Origin of the sequence: Actinomyces viscosus (assembly GCF_900637975.1) — a bacterium.
In the GTDB taxonomy this organism is placed as follows: domain Bacteria; phylum Actinomycetota; class Actinomycetes; order Actinomycetales; family Actinomycetaceae; genus Actinomyces; species Actinomyces viscosus.
Map to the genome: position 1 here is coordinate 646,420 of NZ_LR134477.1, position 18,284 is coordinate 664,703.

The 18,284-nt window shown below is 66.8% G+C and carries 18 protein-coding genes and 3 pseudogenes; 15 read left to right on the plus strand and 6 right to left on the minus strand.

Annotated elements, in window-relative coordinates; genetic code table 11:
• Positions 1 to 139 precede the first annotated feature (139 nt).
• The 3 genes from EL340_RS02885 (at position 140) to EL340_RS02895 (ending at position 3,217) form a co-directional block, all read left to right on the plus strand.
• A complete protein-coding gene (locus tag EL340_RS02885; protein WP_232023279.1) occupies positions 140 to 919 on the plus strand; it encodes an alpha/beta fold hydrolase in 780 nt (259 codons plus the stop codon).
• Position 920: 1 nt separating this feature from the next.
• Positions 921 to 1,508, plus strand: coding sequence for a TetR/AcrR family transcriptional regulator (locus EL340_RS02890; protein WP_126413334.1), 588 nt, complete (start codon positions 921 to 923; stop codon positions 1,506 to 1,508).
• A gap of 209 nt (positions 1,509 to 1,717) precedes the next feature.
• The gene (locus EL340_RS02895) at positions 1,718 to 3,217 is read left to right on the plus strand and encodes a dihydrolipoyl dehydrogenase family protein (protein WP_269471643.1); all 1,500 of its coding nucleotides are present in this window, start codon (positions 1,718 to 1,720) and stop codon (positions 3,215 to 3,217) included.
• A gap of 50 nt (positions 3,218 to 3,267) precedes the next feature.
• Here EL340_RS02895 and EL340_RS02900 read toward each other — a convergent pair whose 3' ends face one another.
• Together EL340_RS02900 and EL340_RS02905 are read right to left on the minus strand one after the other, a co-directional pair.
• Positions 3,268 to 3,861: a YbaK/EbsC family protein gene (locus EL340_RS02900; RefSeq protein WP_126413335.1), complete on the minus strand. Its 594-nt coding sequence runs from the start codon at positions 3,859 to 3,861 to the stop codon at positions 3,268 to 3,270.
• 5 nt (positions 3,862 to 3,866) lie between these two features.
• Entirely contained in the window at positions 3,867 to 4,520 is a 654-nt protein-coding gene (locus tag EL340_RS02905) for a GNAT family N-acetyltransferase (RefSeq protein WP_126413336.1), read from the minus strand.
• A 67-nt stretch (positions 4,521 to 4,587) separates the two neighbouring features.
• Here EL340_RS02905 and EL340_RS02910 point away from each other — a divergent pair.
• The 7 genes and pseudogenes from EL340_RS02910 to EL340_RS02940 all read left to right on the plus strand — a co-directional run.
• A pseudogene (locus EL340_RS02910) lies at positions 4,588 to 4,821 on the plus strand (tRNA (cytidine(34)-2'-O)-methyltransferase); the annotation flags it as partial.
• Between the two features lie 28 nt (positions 4,822 to 4,849).
• Positions 4,850 to 5,047, plus strand: a pseudogene (locus EL340_RS02915) (IS5/IS1182 family transposase); the annotation flags it as partial.
• 327 nt (positions 5,048 to 5,374) lie between these two features.
• A complete protein-coding gene (locus EL340_RS02920) occupies positions 5,375 to 6,526 on the plus strand; it encodes a hypothetical protein (protein ID WP_126413338.1) in 1,152 nt (383 codons plus the stop codon).
• 13 nt (positions 6,527 to 6,539) lie between these two features.
• A complete protein-coding gene (locus tag EL340_RS02925; RefSeq protein ID WP_126413339.1) occupies positions 6,540 to 7,541 on the plus strand; it encodes an ABC transporter ATP-binding protein in 1,002 nt (333 codons plus the stop codon).
• 14 nt (positions 7,542 to 7,555) lie between these two features.
• Positions 7,556 to 8,296: an ABC transporter permease gene (locus EL340_RS02930; protein ID WP_232023197.1), complete on the plus strand. Its 741-nt coding sequence runs from the start codon at positions 7,556 to 7,558 to the stop codon at positions 8,294 to 8,296.
• Positions 8,296 to 9,078, plus strand: coding sequence for an ABC transporter permease (locus tag EL340_RS02935; RefSeq protein WP_126413341.1), 783 nt, complete (start codon positions 8,296 to 8,298; stop codon positions 9,076 to 9,078). Before EL340_RS02930 ends, EL340_RS02935 begins: the two co-directional genes overlap by 1 nt.
• A gap of 38 nt (positions 9,079 to 9,116) precedes the next feature.
• On the plus strand, positions 9,117 to 9,575 hold the full coding sequence (locus tag EL340_RS02940; RefSeq protein ID WP_126413342.1) for a tRNA (cytidine(34)-2'-O)-methyltransferase: 459 nt from the start codon (positions 9,117 to 9,119) through the stop codon (positions 9,573 to 9,575).
• A gap of 53 nt (positions 9,576 to 9,628) precedes the next feature.
• Here EL340_RS02940 and EL340_RS02945 read toward each other — a convergent pair whose 3' ends face one another.
• Complete coding sequence (locus EL340_RS02945; RefSeq protein ID WP_126413343.1) at positions 9,629 to 10,489, minus strand: SDR family oxidoreductase; 861 nt, start codon at positions 10,487 to 10,489, stop codon at positions 9,629 to 9,631.
• Positions 10,486 to 11,061, minus strand: coding sequence for a YbhB/YbcL family Raf kinase inhibitor-like protein (locus EL340_RS02950; protein WP_126413344.1), 576 nt, complete (start codon positions 11,059 to 11,061; stop codon positions 10,486 to 10,488). The genes EL340_RS02945 and EL340_RS02950 overlap by 4 nt, the downstream gene beginning before the upstream one ends.
• A 233-nt stretch (positions 11,062 to 11,294) precedes the next feature.
• On the opposite strand from EL340_RS02950, the gene EL340_RS02955 reads away from it, so the two are divergent.
• Both EL340_RS02955 and EL340_RS02960 read left to right on the plus strand, forming a co-directional pair.
• Complete coding sequence (locus EL340_RS02955; RefSeq protein WP_126413345.1) at positions 11,295 to 12,170, plus strand: DnaE2-dependent mutagenesis accessory factor ImuA'; 876 nt, start codon at positions 11,295 to 11,297, stop codon at positions 12,168 to 12,170.
• On the plus strand, positions 12,167 to 13,876 hold the full coding sequence (locus tag EL340_RS02960; RefSeq protein WP_126413346.1) for a DNA polymerase Y family protein: 1,710 nt from the start codon (positions 12,167 to 12,169) through the stop codon (positions 13,874 to 13,876). The genes EL340_RS02955 and EL340_RS02960 overlap by 4 nt, the downstream gene beginning before the upstream one ends.
• Here EL340_RS02960 and EL340_RS02965 read toward each other — a convergent pair.
• The gene (locus EL340_RS02965) at positions 13,841 to 14,584 is read right to left on the minus strand and encodes a phosphatase PAP2 family protein (RefSeq protein ID WP_126413347.1); all 744 of its coding nucleotides are present in this window, start codon (positions 14,582 to 14,584) and stop codon (positions 13,841 to 13,843) included. The genes EL340_RS02960 and EL340_RS02965 overlap by 36 nt on opposite strands.
• Before the next feature lie 136 nt (positions 14,585 to 14,720).
• On the opposite strand from EL340_RS02965, the gene EL340_RS02970 reads away from it, so the two are divergent.
• Together EL340_RS02970 and EL340_RS02975 are read left to right on the plus strand one after the other, a co-directional pair.
• Positions 14,721 to 15,368 carry a thymidine kinase gene (locus EL340_RS02970; protein ID WP_126413348.1) on the plus strand — a complete coding sequence of 216 codons (648 nt, stop codon included), beginning with the start codon at positions 14,721 to 14,723 and terminating at the stop codon, positions 15,366 to 15,368.
• 130 nt (positions 15,369 to 15,498) lie between these two features.
• Positions 15,499 to 16,206, plus strand: coding sequence for a SatD family protein (locus EL340_RS02975; RefSeq protein ID WP_126413349.1), 708 nt, complete (start codon positions 15,499 to 15,501; stop codon positions 16,204 to 16,206).
• A 463-nt stretch (positions 16,207 to 16,669) separates the two neighbouring features.
• On the opposite strand, the gene EL340_RS02980 is transcribed toward EL340_RS02975, so the two are convergent.
• Entirely contained in the window at positions 16,670 to 17,632 is a 963-nt protein-coding gene (locus tag EL340_RS02980; protein ID WP_232022928.1) for an IS630 family transposase, read from the minus strand.
• Between the two features lie 351 nt (positions 17,633 to 17,983).
• Between EL340_RS02980 and EL340_RS02985 the strand changes: the two are divergent.
• A pseudogene (locus tag EL340_RS02985) lies at positions 17,984 to 18,214 on the plus strand (hypothetical protein); the annotation flags it as partial.
• Positions 18,215 to 18,284: the final 70 nt, after the last annotated feature.

An 18,284-nucleotide genomic window follows, 5' to 3' on the forward strand; every position in this document is an offset into this window, starting at 1 on the left:
AGGCAGTAGTCTCCTGGCTATGAGTGTTAGCCAACTTGAGGTGCCGGGTGGCACTATCGCCTACGAGGTGCACGATCCCTCTGGGACCGGTAGAGGGCTCGCGGCGCCGAGTCGACCTTTTGTCATCTGCTCGCCGGCCATGGGGGATGTGCGGGACGCCTATGACCCGTTGGTGCGGTGTTTGACCGAGGCGGGCTTTCGTGTTGCGGTGACGGACCTACGCGGTCACGGGGACAGCTCTGCGACCTTCATCGACTATGGTGACGAGGCCACTGCCGCAGACCTCGTCGCTCTCATCGAGGCCCTCGACGCCGGCCCCGCCATCCTCGTGGGAGCCTCCATGTCCGGGGCTGCTGCGGTCATTGCTGCCGGACGTCGGCCCGACCTGGTTCGCGGTCTGGTCCTCATCTGCCCCTTCCTGCGCGGGCCGGGCAGCCGGGTTGAGGCGTTCCTGCAGCGCGCTGTGCTGGGGCTGGCACTGCTGCGCCCCTGGGGGCCGGCCCTATGGAACAGCTACTCGGCCCGATTGTGGCCCGCTCTGCCCGACGCCCGGCAGCGGGCGGCACGCCTGGTGAGCCTGCTGCGCCGCCCGGGCCGCTGGCGTGCCTTCTGGGCCACGACTCGTACCGACCACCGCGTCGTCGCCCCGTGGATGGACAAGGTCGACTCCCCGGTCCTCGTGGTCATGGGGGAGGACGACCCCGACTGGAAGGACCCGGAGGCCGAGGCCACCTGGGTGGCTCGCGCCGTCGGCGGAGAGCCGGGGGAGAGGGCGGAGGTCATGATGGTCCCCGCTGCAGGGCACGCGCCCATGCTCGAACGCCCCGACGTCGTGGGGCCGAGGGTGGTCGACTTCCTCGGGCACATCGTCTCTGACGCCGATATCTCGAGGCCGGTGGGGGAGAGGCGGGGAGAGTGACATGCCCCGGGCAGGACTGAGCACCCAGCGCGTGGTGGAACGGGCGGCGCAGATCGTTGACGAGCACGGCTACGAGGCGCTCTCCCTGAGCCGCCTGGCCGCCGACCTCGGAGTCGCGCCGCCGAGCCTGTACAAGCACGTCGCAGGCATGAGCGACCTGGTCCAGCAGATATCGGTGCGGGCGGTGGACGAGCTCGCCGAGTGCCTGGCGGTCTCCGTCATGGGGCTGGCCGGGCGCGACGCACTGAGCGCCCTGGCTGAGACCTACCGCGCCTTCGCCCACGAGCACCCCGGGCTCTATCCGATGACCCAGTTCCCCAGGGAGGTGTCGGACAGGGAGACGAACCCGATGCACTCGACGGCGGCCCGGCGCACGGTCGATGTCGTGACCGCAGCGCTGTCCGGCTACCGCATCCCCGATGAGCGGGTCGTCGACGCCGTGAGGATGACCCGCTCCGCGCTGCACGGATTCGTCGACATCGAGCTGCGTGGGGGCTTCGCCATGGAGGCCTCCATTGATGTGAGTTTTGCTACGCTCGTCGACTCCCTCGATGCGGCACTGACGGCTCTGGGACGACCGTCCAACTAGAGCTCGTATGAGTATTCTTCAACGAATAAGGCCAGTCGATGACCAGTCGGTTGGTGCCCGAGCGGTGGCCGGCTGCCTGCCCGTGCCCGGGTCTGCAGTATGAACGCCCTGCTCAGAGCGAAATAGTGGCCTCGTGCTCCTCGTTGCCCAGGTGTCCGGATCACTTCGATCATCGAGCTACTCCAAGCGGCACCGCCGAAGGAAACACCATGTCAACGTCGTCATCGTTCAGCCCTCAGCCCACGTCTCAGCACCCGAGCCAGAACAGCACCGTCACCGGCGACTCCTCCGGAGGGACGACGGCTCCGGTCGAGGAGGTCGACCTGCTCGTCGTCGGCGGAGGAAAGGCCGGCAAGTCCCTGGCGATGCTGCGCGCCAAGGCGGGCGACAAGGTCGTCATGGTGGAGCGTGACAAGGTGGGCGGCACCTGCATCAACGTCGCCTGCATCCCCACCAAGACCCTCATCTCCGCCGCTCGGGTCCTCCACGAGGTCCAGGGCTCGGGCACCTACGGCGTCACCCTGCCCGAGCAGGACGGCGGCGCCGACGCCCTGACCCAGGCCCGGATCGACCTGGCCTCCTTCCGTGCGCGCAAGGAGGCCGTCGTCTCCGGCATGGTGGCCGCCCACGAGAAGATGTTCCCCGCCTCGGGCATGGACTTCGTCAAAGGCACTGCCCGGTTTATCGGGGAGCGCACCGTCGAGATCCAGCTGAACGACGGCGGCCTGCGGCGCGTGCGCGGCGCCAAGGTTCTCATCAACACCGGTACCACGCCGTCGGTCCCCCCGATTGAGGGTCTGGCCGACGTGCGTTACTGGACCAGCGAGGACCTGCTCACCCTGCCCGAGCTGCCCACCAGCCTCGTCGTCCTGGGAGGCGGCGTCATCGGCGTCGAGATGGCCTCCCTCATGGGGCTCCTCGGTGTCCCGGTCACCATCGTCCACGCCGGAGCGCACATCCTGGACCGCGAGGACGACGACGTCGCCGCCGAGGTGACCGCCGGCCTGGAGGCCCTGGGCGTCACGGTCCTCACCGGTGCGCGTGCCTCCCGAGTCAGTGCCGGCCCCGACGGGCGGGGCGTCGTCGTCACCACCGCTGACGGGCGCGAGGCGACCGGCTCCCACCTGCTCGTGGCCCTGGGCCGTACCCCCGTCACCGCCGGACTCGGCCTGGAGACCGCAGGCGTGGAGCTGACCGAGCGCGGCTTCGTGCGCGTCGACGACCACCTGCGCACCACCGCCGAGGGCGTCTACGCCGCCGGTGACGTGGCCGGCACGCCCCAGTTCACCCACGCCTCCTGGAACGACTTCCGCGTCCTGCGCGACATCCTGGCCGGCAAGGAGGCCTCCACCACCGGGCGCCTCATCCCGTGGGCCGTCTTCACCACGCCCGAGCTCGGGCACGTCGGACTCACCGAGACCGAGGCCCGCGAGGCCGGCTACGAGATCCGCGTCGCCAAGACCCCCACGGCAGCCGTCCCGCGCGCCAAGACCCTGGGCCGCACCGAGGGCTTCTTCAAGGTCGTCATCGACGCCCGCACCGACCTCATCCTGGGGGCCGCCATCATCGGCGCCGAGGCCAGCGAGGTCGTCACCAGCATCCAGATGGCGATGCTCGGGGGACTGAGGTGGCAGCAGGTGCGCGACGCCGTCATCACCCACCCCACCATGAGCGAGGGACTCAACATCGTCCTGGACTCCCTGGGCTGAGAAGCAGGGCGTGGGCCCGGGCCCTGCCGGGGCGGTCCTGACGGACCCGCTCAGGCGGGGCGCATCCCCAGGTCGTCGACACGCTCGGCGCCCGGCAGCGCCACCAGCAGCGCCCCGGGAACCAGGAGCTTGGAGTGGCGCACGCCCGAGCCGATGAGCACCGTGTCCCGATCCGCCACGGCACCGTCGATGAAGAGCCGCCAGTCCTCGGGCAGACCGACCGGCGTGATCCCGCCGTACTCCATCGCGCTCATCTCCACGGCCCGCTCCACCGGCAGGAACGAGGCCTTGCGCACGTCGATGCGCTTCTTGACGACGTGGTTGACGTCGGCGAAGTCGGGCGCCCGCACGACGCAGGCGGCGATACGCTCCTCGCCGGTGCGCTTACCGGCCACGAGCACGCAGTTCCCGGTCGCCTCGGGGTCCAGGGCGTAGTGCGCGTCGAGAGCATCGGTGTCGGAGTACTGCGGATCGATCGGGACCACCTGGGCCCGGCGGGCCAGCTCCGCGCCCTCGGGAGAGGACGTCTCCAGAGCCCTCAGCGCCGCAGCCACGGGCGCAGCGAGCAGGTCGGTGCGCTCCAGGGCGGGCTGCCAGCCGATCTCCTTGGCGAAGACCTCGGCCGGATCACGCAGATCAGTCATTTCTCTCATCCTTTCGATGACGTGGAGCGTCTCGTGATGCGCTCCTCCAGGAGGGACCTGACCCGAGGCCACTGCGTCGGGGTGATGCTGAACATGGCCGTGTCGCGCGGACGCCCCTCCTCACCGGGTGCCAGGGAGGGCTGCCAGGCGCGCAGAACCGCCTCGAAGGTTGCGCCCATGGCCGCGATCGCCCCGCGAGCCACGTCGTTGCGTGCGTCGGTCTTGATGTCGACGCGGTCCACACCCCAGTCCTCAAGGGCCTGCGCAAGGAGCAGCAGCTTGGCGGCGGGGTTGACGGCCGTTCCGCGGACTGCTGGCGAGAGCCAGGAGGACCCGATCTCGACGGCGAAGAGCCGCCCATCCGGCATCCATCGCGGCGTCAGGTACGCAGTGTGCCCGACGACGCGACCAGTGGTGACCTCCACCTGCGCGAAAGGCGCATAGGCCCCCGCATCCCGGCGAGCCAGGCTGCGAGCCACGTAGTCCTCGACCTCGTCGGGCGTCGGCACCGCGGCGAAGGGACTCGTCGCAGCCGCCTCCGCGGCCCGCTGGAGCCCCGGCACGTGCTCGGGCGCGAGCGGCTCGAGGCGCACGACATCACCGGCCAGCACCCCGGAGGACAGGACGGGGTGAGGGGCGTGCGACAAGGCGGAGCTCATGCCCCGATCATGGCAGCCGGAGCACGGTCGTCGTCGGGGCACCTCAGCATGTGGTCTCATTGTCTCCGTGCTGCACGTCATCTTCTTCGAGCCGCGCATTCCCGGTAACACCGGGGCGGCGATCCGTCTGAGCGCCAACACCGGCTCCATGCTCCACCTCGTGGACCCCCTGTTCGACATGGACGACGCCAAGCTGCGCCGCGCCGGCCTGGACTACCACGACCTGGCCAACACGCGCGTTCACGCCACCTGGCGTGAGTGCCTGGAGCAGGTCCCCGGACGCATCTTCGCCTTCACCTCCGACTGCGGCGCCATATGGTCCGCCGCCCGGTAGGCGCTGGGTGATCGAGCGCACCGACTCCTGGCACACCCGCGGCTTCCGTAGGATCCAGATCTGTACCGAGGTGCGTACCCGGGTGATCGAGGCGTTCATCGCCCTGGCCAGCATCATCATCACCATCAGGAACCTCATCCACCACGTCTGGACCACCCACCGCTGGGACCAACGCCCCACCCACAAGCCCTAACCTAATGACGCGACCTCTAAGTCTCCAGGTGTGTTGAGATTCTCGGCATGTGAGACGCTATTGCCAATAAATATATTATTACGGTTAAATATGGTTTCGGTTGGTCGTCCTGCTGTGCCGCTCGGTGTTTGATCAGGGCGACCGCTTGTGAATGTCGTGAGAGGAGGTGAGAAGAAGAATGGAGGAGGTCCACGATATTGTGCGCAAGATTGAGGAAGACAAGGCTGGACTCTTTGGTGGTATGCACTCGGTTTGGGCGCATCTTGTTGACATCGATGAGGATCAGTAACAATTAGGTTGACGCCGGAGATATAGGAGATTGCAGTCATGTATTCAGCCGAAGTTCAAGAACATTTGGATCTACTGCACGATAATCTTAGATGCAAGCCTATGTCTCCGGCGTTTACCGAGAGATTTGGTGTTCTAAAAAATGTGATTGACTCTCGGAATTATTCTCCCTTCCCGAGAACCATGAGTGCTCCCTGTTATGTGAGCGATTTGGGAGTCAGGAAATTTTTGGATCCTTCTGTATTCTACAAAAGCCACATACAGATAGCCGAATTAAAGAGGATTTCAGAGTCTTCTTTAAGTAATTTCGTTCGAGAGTCAAATATTTATCATCTTAAAAGAGTTATCGACGCTGTTGTTCTATTCTTTGGTGATTATGACGCGGTGTACAAAGTGATTTGTGAACGAAAGTCCGATATTGTCGATGCCAATGACTACACTCTTTTAATTTATTGCGGTACGGTTGCTGCTGCCTGTAGAGATCGTGGGTGCCTCGAATACTTTGATGCCGCAGAACGTGTAGCATCTAATTGTACGGATTCATATGCTGCAGCCCATCGTGCAGCTGCTTTTGAAATTAAAAGAATGGAAGATCCTCGAAGCGGGCTTTCGAGATTGGCTTCTGCCCGAGATAAGTATTTGAATCAAGACAATTCATGCAGGCTTCTCGATGAAGGCTTGATGTACAATCTTATGGCGCTTGCCTATATGAAAATGGGAGACTTTCGAGTAGGTGAATCAATAGAACATTCCGCTGACCGGTTTATCTGTATTGAGAATTATGGTAGCAAGTTTGATGTAGATACGCTTTCCAGGGCTGGGAGGTACCGTAGTCAAGTTGCGATTAATCGCGCACAACTGCAAGTCCAAGAAAATAAACCAAAGGAAGCTAGGGCTACTTTGTTTGATAACGTTAAATTTGCGCGCGATTACTCATATGAATATCTTCCGGAGGCATTAGCTGAATATTCGTATGTCGCATATTTAGATGGTCAATACTTGCAGGCGTTAGAGGTGGCTGAGGAGGCATTTTGGCGCCTCCAACAGATAGGTTCTTTGAGGGCGGTAAGGTCGATCCGTGAAATCTTAGTTGCTTGCTTTTATAGGCTGGGACTCCACGATAAGGCGAAGAGGTTAGCTGAAATTCTTGAGGTGGATCCTTTGGGGGTTAAAGGAATTTGTGGATTTTAGGAGTGATTGTTTGATGCTGCTGCGTGCCTCCCGTCTGGTTCGCTCCTTCGGGAGAAAGGATAAGACCTTCGTCGCTGTGGAGGACGTGTCCCTAGATGTCGGGGCGGGGCAGATCCATGGTCTGCTGGGGCCCAATGGCGCCGGTAAGACGACGACGGTGCGGATGTGCGCCACGCTTCTGGCGCCGACATCAGGTGAGGTGTGGGTCGATGGCATTAACGCGGTGCGCTTTCCGGAGCGAGCCAGGTCACGGCTCGGTCTGGTGCTGGGCGGTGAGCTCGGGTTCTATCCTCGGGCCACGGCGCGTGACAACCTGTTGTTCTTCGCTGATCTGCAGGGTGTTGAGCCCCGACGACGACGCGGGGCTGTTGCGGAGGTCCTGGAGCGTGTGGGGCTGGCCGATGCGGCCGGGCGCAAGGCGGGTGAGCTCTCCCGTGGGATGCGTCAGCGTCTGCACCTGGCGCGGGCGCTGCTCGGGTCGCCTTCGCTCCTGCTGCTTGATGAGCCCACCAGCGGCCTGGACCCCGACGTGGCCCTCCAGGTGCGGGACCTGGTGCGTGAGCTGGCGCAGCGGGGAACGGGGGTGCTGCTGACCTCGCACTCGATGCCGGAGGTTGAGGAGCTCGCCGATGTCATCTCGGTGATCGGTGCGGGGCGTATCGCCGTGCGCGGCGGAGTCGCTGACGTGGCCGCCCTCGCCGGGGTGAGCGCCACGACGACCTTCACGCTTCCGGCCCGGTACGGTGATGTCATCGAGGCGCTTCGCCGGCGTCTGGGGGCGCGGGCGACGGTGGAGCAGCGGGCTTCGTCGGCCCGGTGGGCGGTGACGGTCTACTGGGCCGCGGGTGCCGGTGGCGCCGGTGAGCCGATGCGCGGCGATGACGACATCGCCGATCCGGACCTGGTCGTCTCGGTTCTGGCTGAGGCCGGGGCGCAGGCGCCGTCGGACCTGGTGACGCGGGCGGCTTCCCTGGAGGAGGCCTACCTGGCCCTGGCGGACGGGCTCGCCCGGTGAGGCGCCAGATGAGGATGACGGTCTTTCACATCCGTCAGTTCATCTCGGTCCCCTACTTCATCCAGCTGATGGTCATGACGACAACCGCCACCACGCTGGTGCAGTTCCTGGCGGCCTCCGCCTGGGGTGGTATCACGCCGACGCAGGGCTGGGTGCGCGGCGGCGTCATCGGGATGTGGACGACGACGACCTGCGCGGCGGGCATCATCGGATTCGAGCGCTACAAGGGCACTCTCGTCCACCTGGTCATGGCTCCGGTGGGGGCGCTGCGGTCGCTGGCGGCGGTGGTGTGCGCGGCGGCCTCCTTCGGGTTGGCGGCCTTCCCGGTGGCCTGGTGCACCTGGGCGGTGCTGTCGGCCTCCGTGTCCTTCACGGAGCCGGGATGGGCGAGCGGGGCGCGCCTGGTCGTGGGCTCGCTCATGCTGCTGGGCGGGTGCCTGGCGCTGAGCCTGGTCATTGCGGCGATGTTCGTCCTGACCCCCAACGCGATCCAGTACGAGGGGCTGCTGCTGGTGCCGGTGTTCGTCGCCTCGGGCATCGTGTTCACCTCGACGACGCCGCCCGGTTGGCTGGGCGCGCTGAGCCGGTTGCTCCCGCTGTCGGTTCCCTACGAGCTGCTTCTAGGGCGCCCGACAGGTGCTGTCACGGTAGCCGGGTGGGCGGTGTGCACCGCCGCGTGGCTGGGGCTCGCGGCCGTCCTGGGACGGCGGGCGCTGCGACTGGCGACCCGGGCCGGGACCCTGGAGGTGGTCTGATGCGAACCCGAGTTCTGGCCTTCGCCCACCGGTTCTTCTCGGGGGTGCGGGTCTCATGGGCGTCGTCGACGGCCTTCGCGACGCTGGGGACCGCCGTGGTAACGCTGCTGGTGCTTCCGCTGCTGGATGTCCTCTTCGACGTCCTCATGGGCTCAGACCTGTCCGCACCCGACCTGGTGCGCACCGGCTACGCCGCGACCCTGGTGGCGCTGGCCGTCTCCGTGGCCTCCGGGGTGGTAGGCACCGTGGCCACGGACCGGATGCTGGGAGTCTTCCAGGAGGTCCACACCCGCAGGCGCCTCGACGTTGCCTACTGGCTGGCGGTCGCCGTCGTGCCGGCGCTGCTGGCCACGCTGACCGCCGCCGTCGCGATCGGCGCGGTCTTCGCCCTGTCGCCGCAGCACGACGTCGGAGTGCTAGGACGCGTCGTCGCGCTGACGGTGCCGGCGATCGTGTGCGGGCTACTCATGGGCGTCGCGGCCGCAGGCGTGGGCGTCAACCTGCCCGACCCCTACCTGGGCGCCACGGTCATCGCCACCTTCCTGCCGCTGCTGACCGGTGTCATCGTGCCCCTTGAGCACTGCCCCGCCTGGTTGCGGGCACTGGCACGAGCAGTCCCGGTCGGCGGCACCCTGACAGCCCTGGACGCACCGAATGCGGCCGTCCCGGTCCTGCTGGGCCGCGACCTCGCGGTCGCCGCCGTGTGGGCCGGGATCGGCCTGGTCGTCACCCGCCGCGCCGCCACCCGGCTACGCCAGGGCCGACGCACCGACACCATCTAAGGAGGAGGCCTGCTTCAGCATGTGGTCTCATTGTCTCCGTGCTGCACGTCATCTTCTTCGAGCCGCGCATTCCCGGTAACACCGGGGCGGCGATCCGTCTGAGCGCCAACACCGGCTCCATGCTCCACCTCGTGGACCCCCTGTTCGACATGGACGACGCCAAGCTGCGCCGCGCCGGCCTGGACTACCACGACCTGGCCAACACGCGCGTTCACGCCACCTGGCGTGAGTGCCTGGAGCAGGTCCCCGGACGCATCTTCGCCTTCACCTCCCACACTGAGCGCCTCTACACCCAGGTCGACTGGCGGAGCGACGACGCCCTCCTGTTCGGTCCTGAACCCACTGGCCTGCCCCAGGAGATCCTCGACCACCCGAGGGTGAGCGCCCACCTGCGCATCCCCATGGTGGAGGGCAACCGCTCCCTCAACCTCGCCAACTCCGCCGCCATCGGCCTGTACGAGGCCTGGCGGTGCCTGGGCTTTACCGGCGGGGCCTGAGCAGCCCGAGCAGCCTGAGCAACTCGCCTCAGACCCCGCCCTTTCCCGCCGCCTCAGAGCATGCCGGCGGGGCGGATCGCCAGATCCTCCACCACCGCGTCCAGCGGGGTGTCGACGGCCAGGCGCACGGCCGCGGCCACCGACTGCGGCGCCATATGGTCCGCCGCCCGGTACGCGGGGGTGGCCATGATCCCCTCGGTGCGCAGGCGCGCCGCGTTGAAGGCCTGCAACCGCTCCTGCATAGGAGTATCCACCCGACCCGGATAGATCGAGGTCACCCGCACCTTGCCGGCCTCCTCCTGGCGCAGCGTGTCGGCCAGGGACCTCAGCCCGGCCTTGGAGGCGGAGTAGAGGGCGTTGCCCGAGCGGGGACTCACCCCGGCACCGGAGTTGATGAACACCGTCAGCCCGCGGGCCTCCCGCAGCGCTGGCAGCAGCAGGCTGGTCAGGTACGCCGCCGCCACCAGGTTGAGGTTCAACACCGCACGCCAGCGGGTGGGCGTGATCTTGCCGACCGCACCGGGAGCCTCCATCCCCGCACTGTGTACCAGTACGTCGAGGCTCTCGATGTCGATCCGGTTGATCAGCCTGGCCAGGGCCGAGTCATCGGTCAGGTCGACCGGGCAGATGAGAACCGCGGTCTGCGACTCCTCCTCCAGCGCGAGCGCCAGCTCCTCAAGGTCGTTGGTGGAGCGGGCCAGCAGGATGAGGTTGTGGTCCCGGGCCAGGTCCCTGGCCACGGCCAGGCCGATCCCGGAGGTCGCCCCCGTGATCAGGGCGATGGGACGACGCTGGTGACGGCCGGAGCCGGCGCGCGTGAAACCGTGGGCGGGAGTGAAGGGAACGGACTCCCCCTGCCGACGACGCCGGCCCGGCTTAGAGGTGGCATCGACCTGGGCGATCTGTGGGCTCACTTGCCGTCCCTGAGGAATACGGCGGCCCCGGGCTGGCCGGGCACGGAGTAGGTGGCGGTGAGGGTGGCCCGGGCGATGCAGTGCGGGGCCAGGGTGAAGGCGGCCATGGCGGGAGTAGCCTCATCGTTCAGGCCCAGCGTGTCCACGTCCAGAGCCGAGACGGTGAAGACGTAACGGTGGTCGCCGTCGCCCGCGGGCGGGTAGGGGCCGAACCAGGCGTGGTCGCCCGAGTCCCCCGCCAGGTGGAAGGCGGCGCCGTCGAGCTGAAGGTCGCTGGCCCCTGCGCCCCGCTCCAGCGAGGTCACCGAGGCGTCCAGGTCCACGATGGTCCAGTGCCACCAGCCGGACATGGTCGGAGCGTCCGGGTCGAAGCAGGACACGACGAAGGACTGCGTCTGCTCGGGGAACCCCGACCAGCTCAGGGCCGGGGACACGTTGTCGTGGACGGCGGTGAAGACATCCGGGATCCGCCCATCCTCGGTCAGGTCCGCAGAGGTCAGGGTGAAGGAGGGGACCGAGGGCAGGAAGCCGGTGGGGGCCGGCGGGCGGGGGCGAGTGAGGTCGGCTGTCATAGGTGTACCTCCAGGCAGGTTGTGGATGGGGCGGTGACCTTCCGTTAGGGCCCGCCCACCACTGTAGACGGCCCCCAGTAAGCCCGTCCCTGTGGATTTCCTGAGTAAGGACTCAAAGGGGTTTGTCACTGCCTCAAGGCCGCTTTGTTACTGGTGGCCCTGATTGATGTCACACCGGAGCGCTATCCTGAACCCCATCAGTCGAACGCATGTTCGATCCGAAGGGAGGTGTCATGAGAGCCGTGACCACGCGCGCGCCGTCAGAGGCCCAGAACCGTCTCACCCGGGCCCGTCTCGCCCTGAAGCTGGCCGAGGAGCGCACCGGACTGCGCGACTCAGCAGCCCTGGAGGTGCAACGGGCCGTCTCCTCCGCTCCCATCGGCACGCCGGCCGCCTCGCCTCAGGCGACGTCACTCAAGGCGCTCGCGGCCTCACAGGACTCGGGCGTGCTCAGCCTGCAGGGATCCACCACCCTTCTCCTGGCCGCCCTTGCCCTGCGCCAGGGCACCACCGGCTGGTGCGCCGTCGTCGGGGGAGAGGGTCTGGGGTGGTGCGCAGCCACCGAGGTCGGTCTCGACCTCAACCGGGTTCTCACCGTTCCAGCATCATCCCTCGACGACGCCTCCGCCCTGACCGTCGTCTCCACCCTGCTCGACGGCGTCGACTCGCTCCTCATCGGCGCCTCCGTCGTCGCGCGCCTGCGACCCCAGCACCGCAGGCGCCTGCTGGCCCGAGCGCGAGAACGCGGCCACCTCATCCTGACCCCCGCCCCCTGGGAAGGCGCCCGCACCCTTCGGGCTGACTCCCTGCCCTCCGACACCGGAACCGCGGACACATCCCTCTCGCGGCCCCCGGTGGGGCCTTCGGCGGAGTCTGCGGCCGACGGTGTCGTCATCCCCATCGGGCGACAGGGCCCGCGTGCCCCGGTGCAGGCCGTAGAGATGCCGGCCGGCTACCTGCGGCGCCTCACCTGGACACTGACCGACTCTCAGCGCCCGCGGCTCTCCACTACCGACGTCCTCACGCTCTCCCTGTCCGCCGAAGGCCTGCAGGCCGGCTCCCACGACGCCGTACAACCGGCCCCCGGATCGCAGGAGGCGACCGGATGAACCCGACGCAGCCAAACCTCCCGTCCGGCCCGCCCGCCTCCCGGCTCGTGGCCATCTGGGTCCCCGACTGGCCCGTCGTCGCCCTCACCCTGGAGGTCCGCCGACAGCGCCGCCACCTCCGCGCCCACCACAGCAGCCTCCACCTACCGGATCCCGCCACCGAGCCTGTCGCCGTCGTCGGTGCTCGCGGAGTCCTGGCCGCCTCCGCCCCCGCCCGCAGCGCAGGCATCGCCACCGGCATGCGACTGCGCACCGCCCGCTCCCTGTGCCCCGCTCTCACCGTTCTGCCACCCCAGGAGGATCGGGAGGCCCGAACCTTCGAAACCGTCATGGAGGCCCTCACCTCCCTTCTGGCGGACCCCATCGTGGCCCGACCCGGACTGGCCCTGTCCGGAGCCAGAGGACCCGCCACCTGGGCCGGCGGAGAGGAGCCCCTCGCCTCAGCCCTCGTTGAGGCCGTCACCCAGGAGGCCGACGTCGAGTGCCAGGTCGGAATCGCCGACTCCCTGTCCGGAGCCGTCCTGGCCGCCCGTCAAGGCATCATCGTCGAACCGGGACAGACCCCCGACTTCCTCGCCCCCTGGCCCTTGGAGGCGCTCCTGGCGTGCCTGCCCCTCAGGCGCCTGAGGCGCGAGGCCCGCCCCCTGCTGGAGACCTTCACCCGGCTCGGTCTGCGCACTCTGGCAGACCTGGCCTGTCTGCCCCGAAAGGACGTCACCGCCCGCTTCGGCCCCCTGGGGGAGCGGCTCCACCACCTGGCCGCCGGCACCTACCACGAGGCTTCCGCCATGACCCGGCCCGCCCAGGACATCACCGTCACCTCCGACCTCGACCCTCCCGTGGAACGCACAGACACCGCGGCCTTCGCCGCCCGCCACCTCGCCGAGACCCTGGCCGCCCGCCTCCTGTCCGAAGGGCTTGCCGTCGGACGCCTCGCTATCGAGGCTCACTGCGAGGACGGCACTGAGCTGGTCCGCACCTGGATGCTGGAGACCACCCCCACCACCACAGAGCTCACCGACCGCGTGCGCTGGCAGCTTGAGGGCTGGCTCTCCGGACGCTCCGGGCGCCCGCCCGCCTCCGGACTGACCCACCTGGGCCTGACGGCCCTCGAGCTGAGCCCCGCTACAGCTGCCCAGGCAGGGCTGTGGCAGGCACCCGGTCAGCAGGCCGAGGCGCGCGCCCGCCGTGCGGCCGAACGGGTGGAGTCCCTTATTGGAGCCGGCACCGTCCAGGTCCCCAGGGTCGTTCCCGGACGTGACCCGCGCTCGCGGGCTCGACTGGTTCCTTGGGGAGAGGGGGAGCGGGTGGGCGAGTCCGCCAGTGGTGGTTCGGCGCCCTGGGCCGGCGCCCTGCCCGAGCCCTCGCCCTCCATCGTCCTGCCTCGACCGGTTCCTGTGCGCCTCACCGATGCTCGGGGGCGCGAGCTCGGCGTCGACATTCACGGCCAGCTCGATGGTGTCCCCGGGTTTCTGAGCGTCAGCGACAGCATCGGTGACGTGGGTGATGGCGTTGGTGGCGATGCTGCCGATGGTGGGGGCCCGGAGCCCGTGCTCCTGTGGGCCGGGCCCTGGCCTGTCGATGAGGGCTGGTGGACCCCACGGGGGCCTTCCCGTCGCGCCTACCTCCAGGTGGTCACCGCCGTCGGGCCGCCCCGTCTGCTGGTGTGCTCAGGCGGATGGTGGCTCGATGCCGTGTACTCCTGATGGTGTGTCTGGTGATGCGTGCCCGGAGACCTGGGCCGGCCGTCGTCGTCCCTGCAACCACAGAAGCGCCAGCGTCACCAGACACAGCCAGGCCAGCCCCAGGGACCAGCCGGCCAGGACATCGGTCATCCAGTGATAGCCCAGGTAGACCCGGGAGGTTCCCACCAGCGCAGTCGCCCCCACCGCCGCCATGATCGCCAGCGCCCGGTACAGGGTCGCTGTAGTGGACAGGAGGACCATCCCCGCTAGCAGGCCGGCGAAGACGGCCGTGTTGAAGGAGTGCCCTGAGGGGAAGGACGTCGTCAGGGCGGGCGAGCCCAGGAGGGTGTCGGTGGAGGGGCGCGCGCGCCCGAAGATCTCCTTGAGCCCCACTGTCAGCAGACTGGAGCCGACCATCGTGAGGGTCAGGACCAGGGCGCGCACCTGGTGTCCCCGCAGGAAGAGCAGGACGGCGCAGATCGCGGTCAGGATCGTCAGCCCCACGGTGGACCCCAGGGCGGTGAAGACCTGCATGATGACGGTCAGGGCCGGGTGGCGCCCGTCTACGGCCCAGGTGGTGACACTCTGGTCGTGGGGCGCCAGCCCCGTTCCGGCGCTCGTGGTCAGGGCCAGCCAGGAGAAGACCGACAGCGTAGTGACGGCGGTCATGGCCAGTGCGCCGGCACGCCTGGTGCGCCAGGTGTCGGGCAGGTGATCGAGTGAGAGCATGAGCGCGAGGCTATCGGTGAGGGTCGGGGTGAGGCTATGCGTAGACCATGGGGTGGCTGAGTGGTGTTGCCCGCGCCCAGAGCGTTCGGCGGGTAGCATCCGGCGCGAGTGCCCACCCCAGGCCAGGAGGACCCGCGTGGCCAAGCTCTACTTCCGCTACGGCGCTATGAACTCTGGGAAGTCCACCGGACTGCTTCAGACCGCCTACAACTACGAGGAGCGTGGTCAGCGCGTCCTGCTCATCAAGGCGGTGGTCGACACCAAGGGTGAGGACTTCGTGGTCTCCCGGCTCGGGGTGTCACGTCGTGTCGACCTCCTCGTCGACGCCGACGACGACCTGCGCGCCCTGGTGCACCAGCAGGCGCTGAGCGCTGCTCAGGCCACTCCTGCCGGAGGCGATGGTTCGCAGGGGGTGGCGCGGCTGCGGGAGGTCCTGGACTGCGTGCTCATTGACGAGGCCCAGTTCCTCACGCCCCTCCAGGTGGACCAGCTCATGGAGATCGTGCTGGTCGATGATGTTCCCGTCCTGGCCTACGGGATCCGCACCGACTTCCGCACCGTCAGCTTTCCCGGGTCGCGGAGGTTGCTGGAGATCGCCCACTCCCTGGAGGAGCTGAAGACCATCTGCCGCTGCGGTCGCAAGGCCATCTTCAACGCCCGCAAGGTGGGGGAGTCCTTCGTCTTCGACGGCGACCAGGTGGCCATCGACTCCGGGGGCGTCACCTACGAGTCGCTGTGCGGCAAGTGCTATCTCTCCGCCGGCGGGAGACTTTCCGCCCAGTGAGCCGAGGCTCCGGGGGTGCGCTTGTACTGACTGGAGTACAAGGCGGATCGAGAAGGGTGGGTGGGGGAGACGGGGGCACGCTCCGAGATTTACCTTGTAATGAGGGTGTTACAAGCGTTATCGTGAAACCGTGAACGTCTCCTACGCTCTCATTGCAGACATTGTCCGCTCACGCGATCTGCCTGACCGCAGCCGCGCTCAGCAGGTCATTTACGAGGCTCTGGACCATGCTGCCGAAGGTCTGACTCTGACGCAGCGTCCGTACGCCACGGTCGGAGATGAGCTGCAGGCGGTATCGGCGACCCTCGCTGATGCTCTGACTCTCACGCTGCGCACGCACCTTCTTCTGCCTGAAGGGATCGGTCTGCGTTTCGGCGTCGGTGCCGGAGTGATCTCCGAGGTCGATGGCATGGTGGGGGATGGATCCGATGGTGCTGCGAGGCGCCCGATTCAGGACGGCTCGGCATGGTGGGCAGCACGCGAGGCGATCGATAGGGCTCACGCACTCCAGGATGAGGGCAGGTCCTTCATTCGCACCTGGCTACGCATCCACCCGGACGAGGCGAACGGATCGGAGGAGGAACGGAGTGAGCGTGAGGGATTCGTCAATTCCGTGCTCATTCTGCGTGACCAGGCAGTGTTCCGTTGTCAGCCGCGTCAGCGTCGCATGATGGCAGGGCTTTTGATGGGGCGGACCCAGCTCGAGATCGCCCGTCAGGAGAAGGTGAGTCAGCAGGCCGTCTCTGATTTCGCTCGCGGTGTCGGATCCTCGCTGCTGGAGGTTCAGAAAATCCTCGATGGGATGACTGAGAGAGGCAAGAAGGATGAGGTCTCATGACGGCGCTCCTGGTTCTTCTTCTGGCTGTGTCGTCCGCTCTCAGCGGTCGTGGGCGGGCGGGGCGGAGGCTGTGGGGGCCGCGTCTGACAGCTGGGCTGCTAGCGGTGGGCTCGGCCCTGGCTGTCCTCGGCGTCCTGGTGGGGCGGGCTGTTCTTCATCTCCGTGCTGGTAGCGTTGCCGTCGTCGTCCTGGTCTCCGTCGCGTGGACGTGCTGGGATCTTGTTCCGCAGGCTTGGTGGGCGAGAGTGGCGGGATTCTGGCAGCAGGGGCGGGTGGGGTCCGAGGGTGGCCTGGACCGAGCGGTGCGGGGCGCGCGGCTTGCTCGCGCAGCTCTCATGCTCCTTGCTGTGGCGATCTGCGCCGTCGTGTCTCAGCCGCTTGGTTCTCGGGCTGCCAAGGCGGCCGCCGTCGTCGGAGTCGTCATCTTCCTGGCCGCTCCTGCTATAGTGGAGTTTAAACGAGATTATTTTGTGAGTCGGTAGGGGAACTTGTTTGCCTGGATGAAGGTCTCGAATGCTTGTCGGGTTTGGGGGAATGTGGCTCTTTGGTGGTTGCTGATACTGTCCTTTGCTTCTTTCCAGACGTGCTCGATGGGGTTCTCGTCGGGGCTGTAGGCGGGTAGGTTGATCAGGTGGATCCTCTCGAGGTTCTTGATGGTCTTGAGGCTGTTTGTGAGCTTTGCTGAACGGTGCCAGGAGGCGTTGTCCCACACGATGACGATCTTCTTCTTGTCGGGGTGCTTCACGGTCAGGTCGATCAGGGCCTGGGTGATGGTGCCGGTGTCCTGCCAGTCGAGGGTCATCAAGTCGACGGTGCCGTCGGTCTCGTGCAGGAAGCCGATGTAGGACTGGGCCTGGCGGCGGCGGTCGACCTCCAGGCGGGCGGCGTCCCCCCGGCGGATCCACGCCCTGCGCACGATCGCCTCGTGCTCGATACGCACCTCGTCGGCGCACACCACCATCACCTCGGGATCGGACCACTTGCGGACGATCTCGGAACGGATCTGGCTCATGCGCTGGTCAACGTCCGCCTGGGGCGGGCGGCGCTGGTCAACGGTCTGGGGGCGGTGGAAGGACAGGCCCGCCATGTGCAGCAGGAACCGGTAGGAGGCGGCAGAGGCGTACTCCACCTCGAAGTGGTCGTAGACCCAGGCCGCCAGATGGGGCACGTCCCAGAACCCGATGGGCAGGCCCTGCTCCGACGGGGGCCGGGACAGTACCCCGGCCACCTCCTGGCGCTGGGTGGCGGTGAGCCTGGAGGCGTTGAGGTTGCCGGCGTGACCGGTGTGGATTGAGGCCAGGCGGTACCGGTTCCACTCCCGAGCCCAGCTGCGCACCGTCTCGGGCGTGCGCTCGACGACCTGGGCCACGACCGCGGTATCCACACCCTTGGACAGCAGCACGACCGCCTCGGACTTCAAACGCATCAACCTGTAAGGCGCCTGGTGCTTATAGCCCTGCAAAACAGTCCACTCATCATCACTAACCACGACCCTGTCCATCCCAGCATGATATTCCGCCCTCGACCCGAGAGCTCACACGAAACGCCGACAACACAAGAGACGACAACAAAAGAAGCCAGCACCAGCAGCCAAGCACCCCACGAGAAAGCGACACCCCCACATCGGACGCCCCACGAATACCCGATCACCAACCCAACAACAAAACCAGCAACACGAATCTTGTTTTAATCACACTATAATCGAATCGTCTCTGACATTCTTGCTGTCGCTCGTCAGTATCCAGAGAAGAATGAGGAGCCGCGCAACGCGGACGCGCCAATGCGCGGCGGTCGCTGGATAGGTCCGCTTGAGCGCATTCTCATTCTCCTGCTCGCCTCCGTCGAGGCGCCCGCTGCTGTCGCCGCAATTGTTGCCGCCAAAGGCGTCATTCGATTCCCTGAGATCAGTAAGGATGAAGGAGGGCAAAAAGCCGAGGAGTTCCTCATCGGCTCCTTCGCCTCATGGATACTGGCCATCCTCGGCGCTGTCGCCGTTCATCTCGCCTGAGTTGCGGAAAATGCCGTATTGACGGGGCTTTGACCTGACTCGTGACAGTTTGGTGGGTTCTGGGTTTTGA